Genomic DNA, 18,102 nt, shown 5'->3' on the forward strand with positions numbered 1-18,102 from the left:
CGGCTCTTGGATACTTTCACCTAACTCTTTCCCAAGGCTGATGACCGATTTCCCTTCAGGCGTTGGATCGGCAAAAGAAGTGAGCATTGCTGCTTGACGCAACTCGGTTGGGGTTACACCTGCCAATGGATAAAAAGCGGTGGCTTGGCGATCTCCATAGGTGATCGTGCCTGTTTTATCCAACAACAACACATCAATATCACCCGCAACTTCAACGGCTTTACCTGATTTGGCTAAGACATTGGCTTTTAAAGCACGGTTCATTCCCGCAATCCCAATTGCAGGCAGCAAACCACCGATCGTGGTTGGAATCAAACAGACCAATAGCGCAATCAGCAAGACCATACTGATTTTGATCCCGACCATTGAACCAATCACTGGTAAGGTCAGCACTACGACAATAAAGGTGATGGTCATAATATTGAGTAAAACACTCAATGCGATCTCATTCGGTGTCTTTTGACGGTTGGCACCTTCCACCAAGGCAATCATGCGGTCTAAAAAGCTATGCCCTGCTTCATTACTAACTCGAATAGTAATTTCATCTGACAAGACCTTAGTACCACCAATCACGCCTGAACGGTCGGTATTGGCTTCACGTAGTACAGGTGCAGACTCACCTGTAACGGCTGATTCATTGATAGTCGCAAAACCCTGAATAATCTCGCCATCCGCAGGAACAATTTCACCTGCCTTGACGATGACTAAATCATCTTTTTTAAGTAGATTGGCAGAAATCACTGTCGGTACAGCATTTAAATCGAGAATCAGATTTGCAGTTAAGTTTTCACGCGCCTGACGTAATGATGCTGCTTGTCCACGCCCTTTGGCTTCTGCAACCGCCTCAGCATAATTGGCAAATAAGACCGTGACTAATAAAATCAAGCTTAGGACTAAACCAAAACCTAAACTCGCATTTCCCATTAAAGTGGCAACAAGGGTTAAAACTGTTCCCACCCACACACATGCCATCACTGGATTTTTAAACGCATGTTGAGGCAGCAATTTATGGAAAGTTTGCTGAATAATTTCTTTATTCAAGATATCCATCTGTTGTGTCGCATTTGAATGTTTCATTGTGCTTGCTCCACACTTAAACTTTTATCGACAAATAGTCAGCAATTGGCCCAATCACCAACACTGGCATGAATTGCAACAAGGTCAGAATCAGCACGATCCCAATCAAGGTCAACGCAAAAGTTGGAGATTCAATATGTAAAGAACCCTTACTTTCGGCTGCTTGCGGTTTGGTTGCTAAACTCACTGCGATCAAAACTGGAATAATCAACACGCTATAACGCCCAGCCAATAAAGCCACACTGGCACTCAGATTCCACCATAAAGTGTTATCGCCTAAGCCTTCAAAACCAGAGCCATTATTGGCGTAGGCAGAGACATACTCATAAAACACTTGGCTAATACCATGAAACGCTGGATTGGAATTCCCTGTAATGGATGGAAATGCTATGGCAATCGCCGTCAGACCAAGAATCACCACGGGTTGTAAGAGAATCACGAAGGCCAATAACTTAATTTCAGTCACTTCAATTTTTCGCCCAAATAATTCAGGGCTACGCCCTGTCATCAAACCTGCGATAAATACTGCGAGAAATAGGTAAATAAAGAACTGTAATAGACCACAACCAATCCCGCCCCAAATGGCATTGATCAGCATATTGCACAGTTCAACCAATCCTGTCAGTGGTGAGGCAGAGTCATGCATCATATTCACAGAACCGTTGTTGACTTGTGTGGTCAAACTTCCCCACAGTGCCGATGCCTCAGCACCAAAGCGAACTTCTTTCCCTTCCATCAAAGCAATATTTGAAATGAGCGAAGATTTTTCAGTCCATAGGGTCAACATCGTTGAAGCCAACGACATCAACAACATTGTGCCAAAAATCATCCACATCAGTTTCTTACGTTGAATAAAACGCCCAACCATAAACACCGCAGAAAGTGGAATCAGTAAAATCGCGATCATCTCAATCACATTGGATAGTGGCGTTGGGTTTTCTAAAGGCACACTACTGTTTGGCCCATACCAGCCACCACCATTACTGCCAAGCTGTTTAATCGCCACCATCGGTGCAACTGGACCGAGCGGAATATGCTGTGTTTGTACCTCGGAACTTTGATCTAAGACCTGCGCTGTTGGTCCCGCAGATAAGGTTGCTGGCACACCTTGAAAAGTGAGCAGTAAAGAAAAAATTAAACCAAGTGGAATAAAGAATCGAAATAAGGGGCGAATGATATCCATCCAGTAATTACCTAGATTAATATGGTTCCAATTCTTTTGATCTGAATCTTCCGCTTGATGTGATTGCAGGAATAAAGCCCTTAACATGGCGACCAATAAAGCAAGTCCCATAATTGGCGACAAATATTGCAAGCCAACGATCACCGTCATTTGCGATAGATAAGACAGTTGCGCTTGCCCTGAATAATGCTGTTGATTGGTATTGGTCAGGAATGAAATGGTAGTATGTAAAGCCAAGTCCCAATTCATATTTGGAATATGATCAGGATTCAATGGCAGCCATGCCTGTGTCATTAAAATAGTGACACTCGCCACTAACAACAAGATATTACTGAGTACAAAAGCACCTAGATATTGTCGCCAGTTCATACCCACTTGCTTCACATTGAGAACCGCGTAAATCGGTTGTTCAATCCACTTAAAGAAGCTATCACTCTTCATTGGTTTGGTTTGCATGACATCCGCAAGATAGTGTCCTAACGGATAAGCCAGCAGCAATGAAAGGATAAATACTGAAATAAATTCCCACATAGCATATGCCATTAAAAATAGGTCAGCTTTAGTATGGAAATTAAGAGCGTAAATTCTCTATATTGAAAAAAGTAAGACGCGTAAATTTTGCGTAAATTTATTTAAAATAATCCATCAAGAAATACATCAAAACTCGCAACCTGTTTAAGCTGATGCCTCCATAGCATGAATCATCGGCTTATTTTTATGACAGAGTTGATAAGCACATAAACATGCATAAATTCCTACCCAATAGCCTAAAAACTTCAAGTTTTGCTCGTGACCAAAGTGTATGCCCCGTTGAGCACGCTGAATAAATTTTTTATTTTATTGCATTGGCTTAGATCATATTTATCACCTTTCAATCAACGAAATAGATTACATATTGCTACGCTGATAGCTCATTAAATCTATCTTGTGCTCTTTACAGTGTATTTAAGTTCATCACTAAATATAGCCAGTTGATATGTATTCATCAGGTGAAACATACGCTGCTCACATAACAAGCTTTTGAATAGGCAACTATCGTCAGGATTTAGCGCCGTAAAGATAATTGTGGAAATACTGAGCTAAGCACAACGAATTCTGCAATATGAGGAGTTCTGCTTTAAAAATTTCCAATAGATAGTTTCAAATGTAAGGAACTCATCACCCATTACACAACATAATGGGGTACTGTCAAACATCAGGACTGTGGCTATGAATCGAGTGTAGTAACCGAAACCAATATCTTTGACCCTTCTCTGCTTCAAGCTAATTTCTTAGCTTAGATTTAGGCTAATATCGTACACTTATCCATAAAATCGCTAATTTTTCTTGTTAAACAGTAAAACTAAAAATAGCTTTCTTGGGTCCTTATTTTAACTATAAGTTATTATTTTTCTTCATACAGTTCACACTTTCATTAATTAAGTGTAATTTTATATAAGCGTAATCCCTGTTTAAGATAAAAATATTGGGGGGGATAAAAAATAGAATGAAACTGGAAGCATCAACACTATTCAAACAAGAGCAAATTGATCTTTTAATTGCTCGCGGACTAAATTTGGTTCGATTCCCTAAAGGGCTAGAGACGATCTATAAAAACCTATACAGAAATGGGGCGGCTTTGGAGTTTCGCTATCGTGCCCCTATCATTTTAGGACTATATTTGTATCTATGTATAGGGACCTACCAAATATTGCCAACCGAAATACGTTCTGAGTGGATCATGTTTTATGGTTGGGTCGGTTTAATCATTTTTTTCGCATGGTTTCTTTCTTTTATTCCAACAATGAATAAATGGTTTGAACATTATGTTTGTCTAGGATCTGTAGGGTCTGTCGCTCTTACTTTCACATTAATCAATGTATTGGAACAAGGTCAAAATAATGTACTTTTTCATGCTGCAATGATGTATGCAATTGTTATTATTTATGGTTTTGTCGGGATGAGATTTTATACTGCTGTGATTGCAGGTTGGTGTGGTGGTTTAATTGGTATAATTGTAACTACATGGCTAAACATCTCTATTGATTGGACTTTTTTAAATCGAACTTATACATTCAGTAGCTTTCTTGGTATGGCTTTAGCTTATGCAATTGATCGCCAACATCGAGAAAATTATTTGCAAAATTGTATGATCGAATTAAACAGAATAGAACTTAAACACCAAACAGAACAACTTTCAATATTATCAAATCATGACCCCCTAACAGGTTTAGCTAATCGACGCTATTTAGACAAAGTTCTCGAAAATGAATGGAATCGCTCAATAATTCACCAAACACCTATTACAATCATGATGGTAGATATTGATTGCTTTAAACAATATAACGATACATTAGGTCATCTTCATGGTGATGATTGCTTAAAGCAGATTGCTAATATACTAAATTCAGTGCCTTCAAAAAATAATGATCTTGTTGCTCGCTATGGAGGTGAAGAATTTCTATTACTTTTCACTTTAACAAATGAAGATCAAGCTCTGATTAAAGCAAAATACTTAATGGAACGCATACATGAAATTGGAATTATTCATCCACAGAGCAGTATTTCCAAATATCTGACAGTGAGCGTTGGGGTCGCAACTATCATTCCTAACTTGAATAATAGCCTTTCAGAATTTATTGCTCATGCAGATCACGCCCTATATATCGCTAAAAGCAATGGAAAAAATCAATTTCACCTGAGTACGTCATACAAGGAAACTCATCAAGTTTTGTAGCTGGGCGTATTAGCTCAAACCTGAGCTAACAACTGCCAATATTTGATTAAAACTATCAAATGAAATTTGAGCTAAATTCCAATGACCTTTGCTCGCAACTAATGTTTCAATCTTGCACAGCAATACTGCCCATCTGCCATTGCACTCCTTATCCTGATCAGTTGCATCAGTACTATAGAAATTCAGCTAATCATCTAGATTAAGTTGTAACTCTTTCAATGAGCTCTAGAATTTCTTTTGAAAAGTAATCGAATATAACGCTGCAAAATCATCTTAAAGAATTCAAAATTAAAGCAGTCAAGTAAGTGACTGATAAAAATTAGAGCTGAGCAGAAGTTGCCACACATTTAGGTAAAACCCTATGTAGTCTTTATGTCTGGATTAAACCTTATGATCTGCAATAACCTAGAATTACTGAATTTTAAGCTTTGCTTTTCCCATAAGAATAAACTTATATTCATGGACTTTAGATTTACATCTGTAAAATTGAACATATTTTATTCAAAAAAGTATTGTAAATTGCACTTTTTCAAACTAAAAATTAAACATAAGAATCATCAAAACAAAAACCTAAAATGGATAAGAACATGTTAAGTATAAAGACGATAAAACCCCTAATGATATTGAGTCTCGGATTAAGTTTGTTTAGCAATAGCTATGCACAAGAGACTAAATACCTCATTGAAAAAAGTGTCAACCAAGATAGTGAGAAATTTGTCAAAATATTCAAGGATATTCATCAAAACCCTGAACTGGGCTTTATGGAGTCTAGAACTGCAGCAATCGTTGCAAAAGAATTAAAATCCTATGGATATCAAACCACTGAGAAAATTGGTAAAACTGGTGTGGCGGCTGTCATGAAAAATGGGGACGGCCCTGTTGTCATGTACCGCGCAGATATGGATGCAAATGCAGTCAAAGAGACAACTGGTCTGCCATATGCAAGTACAAAAATAGTGAAATTAGAGGATGGATCTGAAACACCCGTTGCACATACATGTGGACATGACGCTCATGTGGCGTGGATGCTAGGCACTGCAAAGTTTTTTGCTGAGCATAAAAACCTCTGGAAAGGAACGGTCATATTTATTGGGCAACCTGCAGAAGAACCGATCTTAGGTGCAGAGGCAATGGTAAATGATGGTTTATATACAAAACATAAAATTCCAGTTCCTGACTACCTATTCGGCATTCACGCTGCACCAGTTGCAGTTGGCGTAATTGCAGCAGCGACAGGTGTCCGCATGGCAGGTACAGATCAATTTGATGTGACATTTCATGGCATTGGGGGACATGGCTCCACCCCAAATTTATCCAAAGATCCTATCGTCATGGCCGCAACTGCAATAACTCAATACCAAACCATTATCAGTCGAGGAATTGACCCGAAAAATTCTGCAGTAATTACAGTTGGGTCTGTGCAAGCTGGAAGCAATAATAATGTAATCCCTGCTTCCGCATTGCTAAAAATTAATTTACGTTGGTTTAATGAAAATGACCGAAAGTTAATGATAGACGGTATTAAGCGAATCAATGAAAGTATTGCTTATGCTTATAATATGCCAAAAGACAAGTATCCAACAATTGCATTTAAAGGCTGGGCTCAACCTTTAAATAATGACATAGCTCTAACCAAAGTAGTTCAAAATGCATTATCAAATTCAGGACTAATAGAAAATCCCAAATATTTATTAGATGAGAATGTTCTCCCATCTGTAATGGGTTCTGAGGATGTTCATCACTTAGTGATTCATAATCCAAAATATGCATACAGTTATATTAATGTTGGTATTGCCGAGCCTAAACGCTTTATCGAAGCCTTTAAACAAAAAAAACTACCATTCAATGCACATAATGGAGACTTTGAAATTGATCTATCCGCAATTCCATACGGGACTAAAGCTGGTATTACATCAATGTTAGCTATCTTTAATGAAACAACACAATCTTAAATTAAATTGCTCTTTAAATGATCAAGAAAAACTGATTTTTTCATTATTATTTAATTATTTTCCGAACTTAAAACGACTTTAAATTGTATCGAGGATTGAATAGCCACGAAAAATCTATACCAATATCATCTATTCTTTTTTGTTTAGGAGAGTGGTGGCTATTCAACCTTATCTTTAGAAATTGGAAAATTTAGTATGTAGGTTCACTATCTAATAATAACTCAAAGATTTTCTTATGAAATATATTCCCTTCTTTGCTAATTAGATAAATAGCCCTTTTTTTAAACTTTGCAGTAATATTCTCCCTTCTTATAATATTTAATGAAACAAGTCTATTAAGCTTTCTTGTTAATACTGATCGGCTAATTTTTAGTTTTTCTTGTAATTCATTAAAACTCAGACCTTCATTACCACAATAATAAATAATTTGAATCTGCCATTTATCTCCGATGATTTGGCTAAGCTGTTCAATATCCATATTTCATCCTAAAAAACTTTCTTAGCCCGATAGCAAACTAAGAAAGAAAAAGGAAACAAAAAATTAATAAGCCCTAATACACTTCAAATAAAGCGGCTGCTCCCATACCTCCACCTATACACATTGAAACTACAGCATATTTTTCTTTACGACGCTTTGCTTCCAATAATGCATGCCCAACTAAGCGAGAACCCGTCATGCCATAAGGATGCCCAATCGAAATACTGCCGCCATTGATATTGTATTTTTCAGGGTCAATACCTAAATGGTCACGACAATATAGAACTTGGCAAGCAAATGCTTCATTGAGCTCCCAAACACCAATGTCATCAATTTTTAAACCATGTTGTTTCAAAAGTTTTGGAATTGCATAGATTGGTCCAATCCCCATTTCCTCAGGCGCGCAGCCACTAACTGCCATACCTCGATAAACACCTAAAGGTTGTAGTCCCTCACGTTCCGCAAGTTTTGCTTCAACGATTACACAAGCTGATGCACCATCAGACAACTGACTTGCATTACCCCCCGTAATTACACCACCTTCAATCACTGGCTTTAATGATGATAAGCCTGCTAAAGTTGTATCTGCACGATTTCCTTCATCTTGATGAAGTAAAATGTCTTTAAAACTCACCTCACCTGTTTCTTTATTTTGAACTTTCATTTTTGTTTGAATAGCAACAATTTCATTATCGAATATGCCATTCTGCTGAGCACGGGCGGTGCGCATTTGTGACTCAAATGAATAAGCATCTTGCTGTTCACGACTAACGCCATACTTCTTCGCGACATATTCTGCTGTCTGCAACATCGGCATATAAGCTGCTTTCACATGTTTGACTACATTTGGATCAAACTCTTTTCCAACCCATTCAAAATAGGGATTTTGCACAGCTGTAATATTTTCCTGACCACCTGCAATCACAGCTTCCATACCATCAAATGTAATTTGTTTGGCAGCGGTTGCTATCGCCATTAATCCAGAAGAACATTGGCGGTCTATGGTTTGTCCTGGTACTGTTACTGGTAAGCCTGCTGCGAAGGAAGCCATGCGTGCAATATTTCCGCCCGCTGTTCCAGCATTTAAAACTGAACCAACCACAACATCTTCAAAAATATCGGATTCTAAACCTGTTTTAGCAATTGCATGTTGTATTGCATGCCCCATCAATGTTGGTGATTTTGTATCATTAAATGAACCTCTAAAGGCGCGACCAATAGGTGTTCTTGCTGTAGAGACGATGACTGCTTCACGCATGATTCTTTCCTTATTTATCCGTTCAATTGAGTTTCTTTCATTGCTTTTTCAGCAAAGCGTAGTGTCTGTTGAGTTGCTCCAGCCAAATAATGGCTATGTGATGTATCAGAAATCTCATCGAACCTTTTGGCAATCGTTGCCGCATTACGATCAGCCTCTGGCAAATAGATACCTTCTGTTTCAAAAAGATAGCTACGAGCATAAACACCTGCCCCAGCCCCGATAATAGTTTTTGAAGGTGCTTCAGGGCTTGCGAGGAAAACAGCTGCGGGTGTAATGGTTTCTGGGCGAAGTAGAGGTTTGGCTTCTTCGGGAATTAACTCTTCTGTCATGCGTGTTGCCGCTGTCGGTGTGAGTGTATTCACATGAATGTTATATTTGATGCCTTCTTCATGTAACACATTCATAAGCCCTAACATTGCAGATTTTGCAACAGCATAATTACTTTGACCAAAATTCCCATAAAGCCCTGATGCAGATGAAGTCAGCACGATACGGCCATATTTTTGCTGTTTCATGATATCCCACACAGCTTTACAGCAATTCACTGTACCTTTTATATGGACATCAATGACTTTCCAGAAATCATCCATCTCCATTTTCGAAAAGGTTGAATCTCGCAAAATTCCTGCATTATTAATTAAAATATCAACACGACCCCATGCATCTATGGCTTGCTGAACCATACTTTGCACTTGGTCAAATTGCGTGATATCTGAATTATTACTAATGGCTATACCGCCTTGAGCTAATATTTCAGCAACAACCATTTGGGCAGGACTCGCATCGCTTCCTGAACCATCTCGATTACCACCGACATCGTTAACGACAACTTTTGCACCCAGTTTTGCCAAGGCTAAAGCATAGGATTTACCTAGACCATTGCCTGCACCTGTAATAATGGCAACTTGATCTTTAAATTCGTGATTCATATTTTAAGTTCCTTATACAACTGCGATACTGATCCATTCAGCAACTAAAGCTGTTTTATTCAGCCCTTCAATTTCCACAGAAATATCTGTCACAAGTTGATATTTATCTTCGGCAATTGCTTCAAAACTTTTAATCAAGAAATTAGCGCGAATATGACTACCACTCGGTACAGGGTTTAAAAACCGTATTTTGTTGTAGCCATAGTTGATGCTTAATTTCATCCCTTCTAATAGAGGAAAAGTTGTTTCAACCAAATGAGGTAAAACTGATAGGGTTAACAAACCATGTGCAATTGTTCCCTTAAACGGCGTTTGAGCCGCTTTTTCAGGGTCAATATGAATGAATTGGCGATCTTCTGTTACTTCTGCAAATGCAGATATCCTCTGTTGATCCATCAAAAGCCTTTCGGATTGTAATGTTTGACCAATTAACTTTTGATATTCAGTAAAACTTAGAACTTTATGCATGACATATCCCTGTTATCGTGTGGTTGAATATCCACCATCAAGTGGAATAACGGCACCCGTTATAAAAGATGATGCTTGAGATGCTAAAAACAAAACCGTACCGACAATATCTTCTGCTTGCCCAATACGTTTTAAAGGAATAGTGTTCACGATTTCATCACGGTTTTGTTGCAACATGAATTCGGTCATTTTGGTTTCAAATGGTCCTGGCGCAATTGCATTGACATTAATATTCTGTCCAGCTAAATGCCCTGCCAAATGTTTTGTCAGTTGATGGACTGCTGCTTTACTTACTGAATATGAATAGTTTCCAAAAGTAGGTACAGTTAAACCATCAATTGAGCCGATATTGATAACACGACTCGGAGACTCCGATGTATGATTTAGCAATTGAGGCAGTAAAGCTTGCGTTAGAAAAAACACAGACTTTAGATTGGTATCCAGTACTTTGTCCCAACCTGCTTCGGGGAACTTTCCAAGTTCAGCACCCCATGTCGCACCTGCGTTATTCACCAAAATATCAATTTGAGGTTCCAATGCAGAAAGTTTTTCAGCAAAGATTTGTATTTGCGCTAAATTGGACAAATCAGCAGCAATCCCTTTAACTTGACCATATTGTTGCAATTGTTGTTCAGCTGTCTGGCAAGACTCTTCTTTTCGTGAAACGACATAAACCTTTGCACCATTGATTAATAGCCCTTGTGCAATCATGTAGCCAATACCACGTGTACCGCCAGTCACTACGGCAACCTTATCTTTAACATCGAATAAGTGATTCATTTTTTGACCTATAATTCGGGTTGAAAGTTTTGTAATACAGCAGACATCGCATTCGCGCGTTTCAATCGTTCATGTCGAGTGAATGTGTCAATTTGCATATAGTTAAAATAAAAAGCCGCTTCGGCATATTTATTCTGTTTATTAACAGCAAGGTTTTCTGAATGGGTCAAACTTGAAATGACACGTAGCCAAAGCACAGACATCATGCTATGCGCGACATACCACAGATAATCTTTGGCATACTGCAAGGCTGCGAAAGGGTTCTGCTGTAAATTGTCTTTAATGCTTTCCGTTGTTTCTTTGAGTTGCTCTAACAAATGTTTGCTTTGCTCAAGATAGATTTGATCGCATTCATTCAGTTCTAAATCATCGAATTGCTGTTCAAGCCAATTCAACAAAATTGAAACGGTCTCATGCTTACCGTCAAAGATACGTCGTAAAATAATATCGAGTGATTGCACATCATTTGTACCTTCATAAATCGGTAAAATTTGTACATCTCTTAAAGCGTGTTCAATCCCACTTTCATGAATATAGCCATGACCACCATAAGTCTGCATGGCAGCAGTTGCGACTTCTACGCCATATTCACTACATACTGTCTTAGATACAGCCATGAAAATTGGTAATATTGCATTTGCCAATTTTTTCAGTTCAAGATGATCTGGGGTTGTCGTTAATTCATTTAAAAGCGTGGTTTGGAATGCCAGTAAACGCCCAGATGAAATACTGGTCTGCATACGGAGTAATTCACGTCGAATATTGGGATGCTGAATGATGGCAATAGAATCTTTTGATTTATTGATCAGATCACGACCTTGAATCCGATTCTGCGCATAATCTACTGCTTTTTGATAGGTATATTCAGCTACACCTAATGCTTGGAAAGAAGTTCCTATACGCGCTAACTTCATCATACTGAACATACCAAGTAGTCCCTGCCCTGGCTGACCCACAATCCAGCCTTGGGCCTGATCAAAGACTAGCTCAGCAGTCGCCGATGCATGAATCCCTAATTTATTTTCAAGGCGCGCACAACTGACATGATTTGAATCACCAATTTTCCCATCATCAGAAAGGTATTTAGGGACAATGAATAACCCTAGTCCAGCCAATCCCGTTGGTGCTCCTTCAATTCGAGCAAGAACCAAATGAACGATATTATCCGTCAGATGATGATCTCCACCTGTGATAAATATTTTGGTTCCACTCAGGCGATATGTACCATCTTCATTCAAAACAGCTTTGGTTTTGATGAGTGATAAATCCGTCCCGCACTGAGGTTCAGTTAAGCACATCGTGCCATTCCAAACACCAGTGCCTATTTTTTCTAAATATTTTTTCTTTAAATAATCAGAACCTAGAGTTTTGATGACTTCATAAACACCAAGCCTAATACTGATGTAAAGTGCAAAAGCCATTGAGCCACTGCTCAATACTTCGTCACAAGCAAAACTTAAAGGAAGTGGTAAACCTTGCCCACCATCCTCTACAGAGGTATGAATTGCACCCCAACCGTCCTGAATATAATTTTGATAAACTTCTTTATAACCATCAGGTGCAAATGCTTGATTTCCTTTTATTGTACAACCTTGTTGATCCGCGCTTAACGCCAATGGTAATAGCTGTTCATCAACAAAAGTACCAACAGACTCTAAAACTAATTTAAAATCTTCAGTTAAGTTGACGTCATAATTCAAGAGCTGGATTTCTCTAGCCAGAACATGTCTGACTAGAAAATCATACTCATGAACAGGTGCATTAAAATTGCTCATGATATTTTCCTAAATTATTCGCCTTTAAATTCCAATAAACCTTTTACAAGAATATCTGCACCTTCTTTAGCAAAGCGGTTGACTGAACCCACCATATCCGCTGTTGCAAATGTACCTGCCGCAGCATCAGCCAAACGTAAATCTGCTGCCCCCATACCATGACTTACGGCAGCATTAATCATATGTTTAGAAGCGGCATAAGCGACCGTTGGTCCCTCTGATAATCTTTTTGCAAAGGTGTAAGCTTTTGCTTCAACAGCATCGTCAGCATAGACTTTGTTTAACAAGCCCCAATCCAACATGGTTTTGGCGTCATAGATACCTGCTGTTAGCACCATTTCTTTAGCACGTTGTAAACCGACTCGTGCCACCAAACGCTGTGCGCCACCTAACAAAGTCGTTGTACCAATACGCGCTTCAACTTGACCAAAGTTTGCTGTTTCACTTGCAAAGGCAATGTCATGCAGTTGTAAAATTTCACAACCACCCCCTAGACACATTCCACGAACAGCAACAATGGTTGGAAATGGTAAGTTTTCAAAACGATGCATTTCTGGGATTGCACCACTGAGCATACGTCGAGCAAAATTAGCATCCTGACCGAGAAAATTCTCAACTACATGCGCGCCTGCACAGAAATGATCGCCTTCTGCAAGTGTTAAGAATGCACGGGCTTTGTTCTCAATCGCTTGATCCACTGCTTCCATAAGCCCATAAAATGATTTCATGGTGAGTAGGTTCATTGGACCATCGGCAAAAGTTGCAATCGCTAAATTGCCATCCATTTTAAATTTAACAGTCATGGAAATCTCCTTGTAAGACTGGTGTGGGAATTGTCTAGTATTGAAAACTGAGTGAGTAAAGGCGTTAGGACACTTGCCGATCTTGTTTAGACCAGTAAGGCTCTCGCAAAATTTGTCTTAAAACTTTACCTGCGGGATTTCTTGGGAGTTGCTCGACAAAGTCGATCGACTTAGGCACTTTAAAATTTGCCAATTTTGATTTTGAAAATTCCAAAATGTTTTGAGCAATAGATGCAACATCTTGGTTATTATTTTTTAAGACAATGATTGCTTTTAAGCACTCCCCCCAAGTTTCATCAGGTACACCGATGACAGCGACTTCAGAAACATCAGGATGCTGATATAAAATATCTTCAATTTCAGTTGGATAAACATTCTCTCCACCACTAATCACCATGTCTTTCTTACGGTCATAGATGTAGAGGTAACCTTGCTCATCCATATAGCCAAGATCACCTGTAAGCAAATATTCGTTATGGAAAGTCTGAGATGTTTCTGTAGGCTTTTGCCAATAGCCGTTCATGTTTTGAATGCTTCGACAGGCAATTTCACCGATTTGACCACTAAGTAGTTGTTCAAATTTTTCATTCAAAATTTGAATTTCGACGCCATGCGTGGCTCGACCACAAGAATGGGAAAGTCTGTCATTGCCTTGAGCAATATCTAGATGATCCTGAGCATCTAAATAAGTAATTGGACCTGAGCTTTCGGTTAGCCCATAGATCTGACCAAAATGTGTATGTGGTAAACGTTTGATAGCAGCTTTTAATAATGTTGTTGGCATTGGAGCTGCACCATAGATCACATTTTTTAATGTGTTGAGTGCTTGGTTATTTTCTGACAAGGCATCTAATAAATGCTTCAGCATGACAGGTACAAGCAACGTTAAAGAAACTTGCTCTTGTTGCATGATTTGTAGAACATTTTGCGGATTGAACTGTTCAACCAAAACCAGTTTACAACCTAAATACAATGCAAATAACCCAGCAAGTGAACCTGCAATATGTGCATGTGGTAAGGACAGTAAAACATGGTCGTCTGAATGAAATTGTGCCAATGGACTGAGCCCATGATTTTGTTTGGCATCTAAAGCAGTATGAAATAAAGATAAGCTACAGAGCTCGACACCCTTGGATACGCCCGTTGTTCCGCTGGTATATAGCTGTAAACAAATTTCTCTAGTATCTTGCTGATAGTCGTTAGGGTTTATACTTTGGTGATCACGCCAGATTTCATATTGTTCATCTGTACAAATAATCGTAAATGTATCGCCGAGTAAAGCCTGTAATTGTTCACCAATTGCAGTATAAAAAACTCGACCAATAAACAAAACTTTCGCTTGCGAGTCCTGAATAATGGGCAAAATTTCATTGAGTACAAATTTGGCATGAATGGGAACAATGACCGCACCAATACGACTAGAGCCAATCGCCACTTCATAAAAGCGGTCATTATTTACATCTAAAAATAAAATACGATCTTGTGGTTGAACATCTAGTTTAGTTAGTCCATGAGCGACCTGATTTGCAGACTGATTTAAATTGGCGTAACTAATTTGGCGATCTTTAAATACAATAGCCGTGCGTTCGGGTTGCTGTTGTGCATATTGTTGTGAAATATGTGCAAGGGTCATTCCTGACATGTCTTTCTCCTTGGGTAAGTTCCTAAGAGAAAGTTATGCCTTTTTAAACCTGTAGAATGTCGGCTAAATTACATTGTGGGCTATTTTTAAATTTCATCGTTATCTTTTAAGTTTTCCTGAATAAATTCTTCTAACTTATGTTTATCTGTAATTTTAATTTTTCCATAATGGCTTTCTATCAACCCTAAAGTCTTCATTTGCTGTAGTGTTTTATTGACTGTTTGCCGAGTCGTACCAACCATCATCCCTATATCCATTTGGGACAATATTAAATGGGTATCTTGTGCATATAATTCTTTGATTCCATTAATCTGACTTACACGAGATGCGATACGCAAACTGACAGGTAAAGTGAGTATTTCTTTGACCAATTGTAAAGTTGCACGTAATCGCCTATTGACCTGTTGGATCATTGCTTCTTCGACTTGAACATATTTATGTCGAAAATAATGAATGTCCTCAGCTTGCCATACACGGAGTTTTGTTGTTCCTCGACTTGTTAAAGTAACAGGATATGGTAATTGATCCACGACAGCACTATCCGCAATTAACTCTCCTTCTGAATAAACATAGAGTAAAATTTCTTGACCTGATTCTGTTAGGATACTTTTTTTTATTTGTCCATCTATGATTTGGAATACAGATGTAATCGGATCACCCTCTTGGTACAGAATATGATCATTTAAAATAGTAGATATTTTGGCTTTCTGAAGCATTTCAGTACGAATATGTTCTGGTAAAGTGTCAATCCAATTAAATCCCAACATTGTATATGTACTCCCTGTACCATTAACTTATTAATCACATTAGCTTAATCGCATTTTATTATTCTAATCATTTTGATGAACCTATTAGTTTTCCACTTAAGTTATTATCCATCACTTAAAGTCAACTTCACATGATTCACAGGGACTCACTAACTTTGTTTAATGGAACTCACTGATGCGGTGTGCAATTTGTTAATATAAGCGTATGCACTATTCATGCTCAATAAGGTAGCATTAAATCCAACAACCTATTCTCACTAGGAAATACAGTCTAGGTTTAGATTGAATTGAGATGGATTACATCAGACAGTTACCGTGTGTATTTTGAAAATATATTAAATTTAAAGGCTTTATTGTAGTGAAACAAGATAACTCAATGATTGACACATCCACTCTCACCCCGATGATGCAACAGTACATGAGCGTCAAAATGCAACATCCGCATTCTTTGATGTTCTATCGTATGGGTGACTTCTACGAGCTATTTTTTGAAGATGCACGCAAGGCCGCTAAACTTCTCGGAATTACACTGACTCATCGTGGCAAAGCCAATGGTGAACCCATCCCTATGGCAGGTGTTCCTTATCATGCAGCAGAAGGCTACCTTGCGCGCTTGGTAAAAAAAGGTGAAACAGTCGTCATTTGCGAGCAAATTGGCGAAGTTACAGGTAAGGCCCCAGTTGAACGTGGTGTTGTCAGGATTATTACACCAGGTACACTGACCGATGATGCCTTACTGACTGCACATCAAAGTTCAAACCTTGTGGCGCTTTGCATACAACAAAACGAAATTGGTATTGCACTGTTAGATTTGAGTGCAGGTTTATTTAAAGTTCAGCAACAAGAGTTTCAACTTGAGCAACTCGGTATTGAACTGTCTCGCCTCATGCCAAGTGAAATTTTGGTCGATGAAAATATTGTCGACCCCAACATTATTGAACACATTAAAAAGCTACTCGACTGCCCGGTAACACGCCGCCCGAATGTCGACTTTAACCTAAACAACGCACAAAAAACCTTATGCGATCAGTTTGCTGTATCGACTTTAGCGGGTTTCGGTATTGACCATTTGCCACTTGCCAAAGCGGCAGCAGCATCGCTGATTCATTATGCCAAAGAAACGCAAAAGACAGCCTTACCGCATATTCGCTCTATTCAGTTGGAACAAAGCAGTGATTTCATTGCGCTTGATCCTGTGACACGTAGAAACTTAGAGTTGGTTGAACCTCTGTTTGAACACGGCACGTCATTATTTCAACTCATCAATGACTGTCAAACAGCCATGGGCGGACGTTTACTTAGCCGCACGCTAATGCAACCATTACGTGACACCAAGCTTTTAGACGCACGTTTAGACGCGACTAAAAGTCTTGTAGATGGCTACCATGAATCACCAGTCCGTTTAGTCTTAAAAGAAATTGGAGACATCGAACGCGTTCTCAGTCGCGTGGCTTTAGGCAGTGCCCGTCCACGAGACTTAGTGCAACTGCGCCAAGCCTGTGCGCAAATCCCTTATTTACGTCATGCCATTCAACCCGTGATCCAAAGTAAACAGTCCGCACTCATTTCTCTATTGAATGAGGAATTAGGCGATTTCCATGGCTTACATCAACGTTTAATGTCCGCCATTGTTGAACATCCGCCTGTGCTTTTACGAGATGGAAATGTGATAGCCGAAGGTTTCGATCATGAACTGGATGAACTACGTAAAATCCGCGATCATGCGGGACAGTACTTGATCGACCTTGAAATTCAAGAACGTCAAAATACGGGAATTTCGACCTTAAAAATTGGCTATAACCGTGTCAGTGGGTACTACATCGAACTGACCCGTGCGCAAGCTGAGCAAGCGCCTGATCACTACATTCGCCGTCAAACCTTGAAAAATGCTGAGCGTTATATCACGCCTGAGCTAAAAACCTTTGAAGACAAGGTGCTTTCGAGTGAGTCCCGTGCATTAGCTCGCGAAAAAATGCTGTTCGAAATGCTTTTAGATGAACTCCGTGCCGATATTGGTCATTTACAAATGATGAGCAGCGCTATTGCGCAGATCGACCTCTTAGCTAACTTTGCACATCAGGCTCGCTTACGCAATTGGTCACGTCCTGAGTATAGCCCAGAAATTGGGGTTAAAATTATTGCTGGACGTCATCCAGTGGTTGAGGCATTGAACAAAGCTACATTTACACCGAATGACACGACACTTGATTTCAACCACCGTATGGCCATTATTACTGGTCCTAATATGGGGGGTAAATCAACCTTTATGCG

Annotated in this window: 14 protein-coding genes and 1 pseudogene; 3 read left to right on the forward strand and 12 right to left on the reverse strand. The window is 39.1% G+C overall.

Going from position 1 to position 18,102, the window contains the following annotated elements; translation table 11 throughout:
* The 3 genes and pseudogenes from B4F08_RS13070 to B4F08_RS17310 form a co-directional block, all read right to left on the reverse strand.
* Positions 1 to 1,077: HAD-IC family P-type ATPase (locus B4F08_RS13070; RefSeq protein ID WP_291374658.1), on the reverse strand; the 1,077-nt coding region annotated here is incomplete at its 3' end.
* 16 nt (positions 1,078 to 1,093) lie between these two features.
* Positions 1,094 to 2,791, reverse strand: coding sequence for a potassium-transporting ATPase subunit KdpA (kdpA, locus tag B4F08_RS13075; protein ID WP_291374660.1), 1,698 nt, complete (start codon positions 2,789 to 2,791; stop codon positions 1,094 to 1,096).
* Between the two features lie 144 nt (positions 2,792 to 2,935).
* A pseudogene (locus B4F08_RS17310) lies at positions 2,936 to 3,456 on the reverse strand (hypothetical protein).
* Positions 3,457 to 3,746: 290 nt separating this feature from the next.
* Between B4F08_RS17310 and B4F08_RS13085 the strand changes: the two are divergent.
* Positions 3,747 to 4,976, forward strand: coding sequence for a GGDEF domain-containing protein (locus B4F08_RS13085; protein WP_151706941.1), 1,230 nt, complete (start codon positions 3,747 to 3,749; stop codon positions 4,974 to 4,976).
* Between the two features lie 587 nt (positions 4,977 to 5,563).
* Positions 5,564 to 6,928, forward strand: coding sequence for an amidohydrolase (locus B4F08_RS13090; RefSeq protein WP_291374662.1), 1,365 nt, complete (start codon positions 5,564 to 5,566; stop codon positions 6,926 to 6,928).
* A gap of 190 nt (positions 6,929 to 7,118) precedes the next feature.
* Here B4F08_RS13090 and B4F08_RS13095 read toward each other — a convergent pair whose 3' ends face one another.
* From B4F08_RS13095 to B4F08_RS13135, 9 genes are all read right to left on the reverse strand, one after another.
* Positions 7,119 to 7,406, reverse strand: a complete 288-nt coding sequence (locus B4F08_RS13095; protein WP_291374663.1) for a winged helix-turn-helix transcriptional regulator — start codon at positions 7,404 to 7,406, stop codon at positions 7,119 to 7,121.
* Between the two features lie 73 nt (positions 7,407 to 7,479).
* Positions 7,480 to 8,664, reverse strand: a complete 1,185-nt coding sequence (locus tag B4F08_RS13100; RefSeq protein ID WP_291374664.1) for an acetyl-CoA C-acyltransferase — start codon at positions 8,662 to 8,664, stop codon at positions 7,480 to 7,482.
* A gap of 14 nt (positions 8,665 to 8,678) precedes the next feature.
* Complete coding sequence (locus B4F08_RS13105; protein ID WP_291374665.1) at positions 8,679 to 9,596, reverse strand: SDR family NAD(P)-dependent oxidoreductase; 918 nt, start codon at positions 9,594 to 9,596, stop codon at positions 8,679 to 8,681.
* Between the two features lie 12 nt (positions 9,597 to 9,608).
* Positions 9,609 to 10,064 carry a MaoC family dehydratase gene (locus tag B4F08_RS13110; RefSeq protein WP_291374667.1) on the reverse strand — a complete coding sequence of 152 codons (456 nt, stop codon included), beginning with the start codon at positions 10,062 to 10,064 and terminating at the stop codon, positions 9,609 to 9,611.
* A gap of 12 nt (positions 10,065 to 10,076) precedes the next feature.
* A complete protein-coding gene (locus B4F08_RS13115) occupies positions 10,077 to 10,844 on the reverse strand; it encodes an SDR family oxidoreductase (RefSeq protein WP_291374669.1) in 768 nt (255 codons plus the stop codon).
* Positions 10,845 to 10,852: 8 nt separating this feature from the next.
* Positions 10,853 to 12,619, reverse strand: a complete 1,767-nt coding sequence (locus tag B4F08_RS13120) for an acyl-CoA dehydrogenase family protein (RefSeq protein ID WP_291374671.1) — start codon at positions 12,617 to 12,619, stop codon at positions 10,853 to 10,855.
* Positions 12,620 to 12,633: 14 nt separating this feature from the next.
* A complete protein-coding gene (locus B4F08_RS13125; RefSeq protein ID WP_291374673.1) occupies positions 12,634 to 13,422 on the reverse strand; it encodes an enoyl-CoA hydratase/isomerase family protein in 789 nt (262 codons plus the stop codon).
* Between the two features lie 64 nt (positions 13,423 to 13,486).
* Positions 13,487 to 15,064 carry a long-chain-fatty-acid--CoA ligase gene (locus tag B4F08_RS13130; protein WP_291374675.1) on the reverse strand — a complete coding sequence of 526 codons (1,578 nt, stop codon included), beginning with the start codon at positions 15,062 to 15,064 and terminating at the stop codon, positions 13,487 to 13,489.
* An 86-nt stretch (positions 15,065 to 15,150) separates the two neighbouring features.
* Complete coding sequence (locus B4F08_RS13135; RefSeq protein ID WP_110975919.1) at positions 15,151 to 15,831, reverse strand: Crp/Fnr family transcriptional regulator; 681 nt, start codon at positions 15,829 to 15,831, stop codon at positions 15,151 to 15,153.
* A gap of 376 nt (positions 15,832 to 16,207) precedes the next feature.
* On the opposite strand from B4F08_RS13135, the gene mutS reads away from it, so the two are divergent.
* Positions 16,208 to 18,102 (forward strand): DNA mismatch repair protein MutS (gene mutS / locus B4F08_RS13140; RefSeq protein ID WP_291374677.1); only part of this gene is annotated, 1,895 nt, incomplete at its 3' end.

This window comes from Acinetobacter sp. UBA6720, from assembly GCF_002454215.1.
GTDB lineage: Bacteria > Pseudomonadota > Gammaproteobacteria > Pseudomonadales > Moraxellaceae > Acinetobacter.

Bases quoted from the DNA above. Each gene is read 5' to 3' on its own strand.
- B4F08_RS13130 (WP_291374675.1), bottom strand. From the start codon at position 15,064: ATGTCAGGAATGACCCTTGCACATATTTCACAACAATATGCACAACAG.
- B4F08_RS13085 (WP_151706941.1), top strand. From the start codon at position 3,747: ATGAAACTGGAAGCATCAACACTATTCAAACAAGAGCAAATTGATCTT.
- B4F08_RS13100 (WP_291374664.1), bottom strand. From the start codon at position 8,664: ATGCGTGAAGCAGTCATCGTCTCTACAGCAAGAACACCTATTGGTCGC.
- kdpA (WP_291374660.1), bottom strand. From the start codon at position 2,791: ATGTGGGAATTTATTTCAGTATTTATCCTTTCATTGCTGCTGGCTTAT.
- B4F08_RS13105 (WP_291374665.1), bottom strand. From the start codon at position 9,596: ATGAATCACGAATTTAAAGATCAAGTTGCCATTATTACAGGTGCAGGC.
- B4F08_RS13090 (WP_291374662.1), top strand. From the start codon at position 5,564: ATGTTAAGTATAAAGACGATAAAACCCCTAATGATATTGAGTCTCGGA.
- B4F08_RS13125 (WP_291374673.1), bottom strand. From the start codon at position 13,422: ATGACTGTTAAATTTAAAATGGATGGCAATTTAGCGATTGCAACTTTT.
- B4F08_RS13135 (WP_110975919.1), bottom strand. From the start codon at position 15,831: ATGTTGGGATTTAATTGGATTGACACTTTACCAGAACATATTCGTACT.
- B4F08_RS13095 (WP_291374663.1), bottom strand. From the start codon at position 7,406: ATGGATATTGAACAGCTTAGCCAAATCATCGGAGATAAATGGCAGATT.
- B4F08_RS13115 (WP_291374669.1), bottom strand. From the start codon at position 10,844: ATGAATCACTTATTCGATGTTAAAGATAAGGTTGCCGTAGTGACTGGC.
- B4F08_RS13120 (WP_291374671.1), bottom strand. From the start codon at position 12,619: ATGAGCAATTTTAATGCACCTGTTCATGAGTATGATTTTCTAGTCAGA.
- B4F08_RS13110 (WP_291374667.1), bottom strand. From the start codon at position 10,064: ATGCATAAAGTTCTAAGTTTTACTGAATATCAAAAGTTAATTGGTCAA.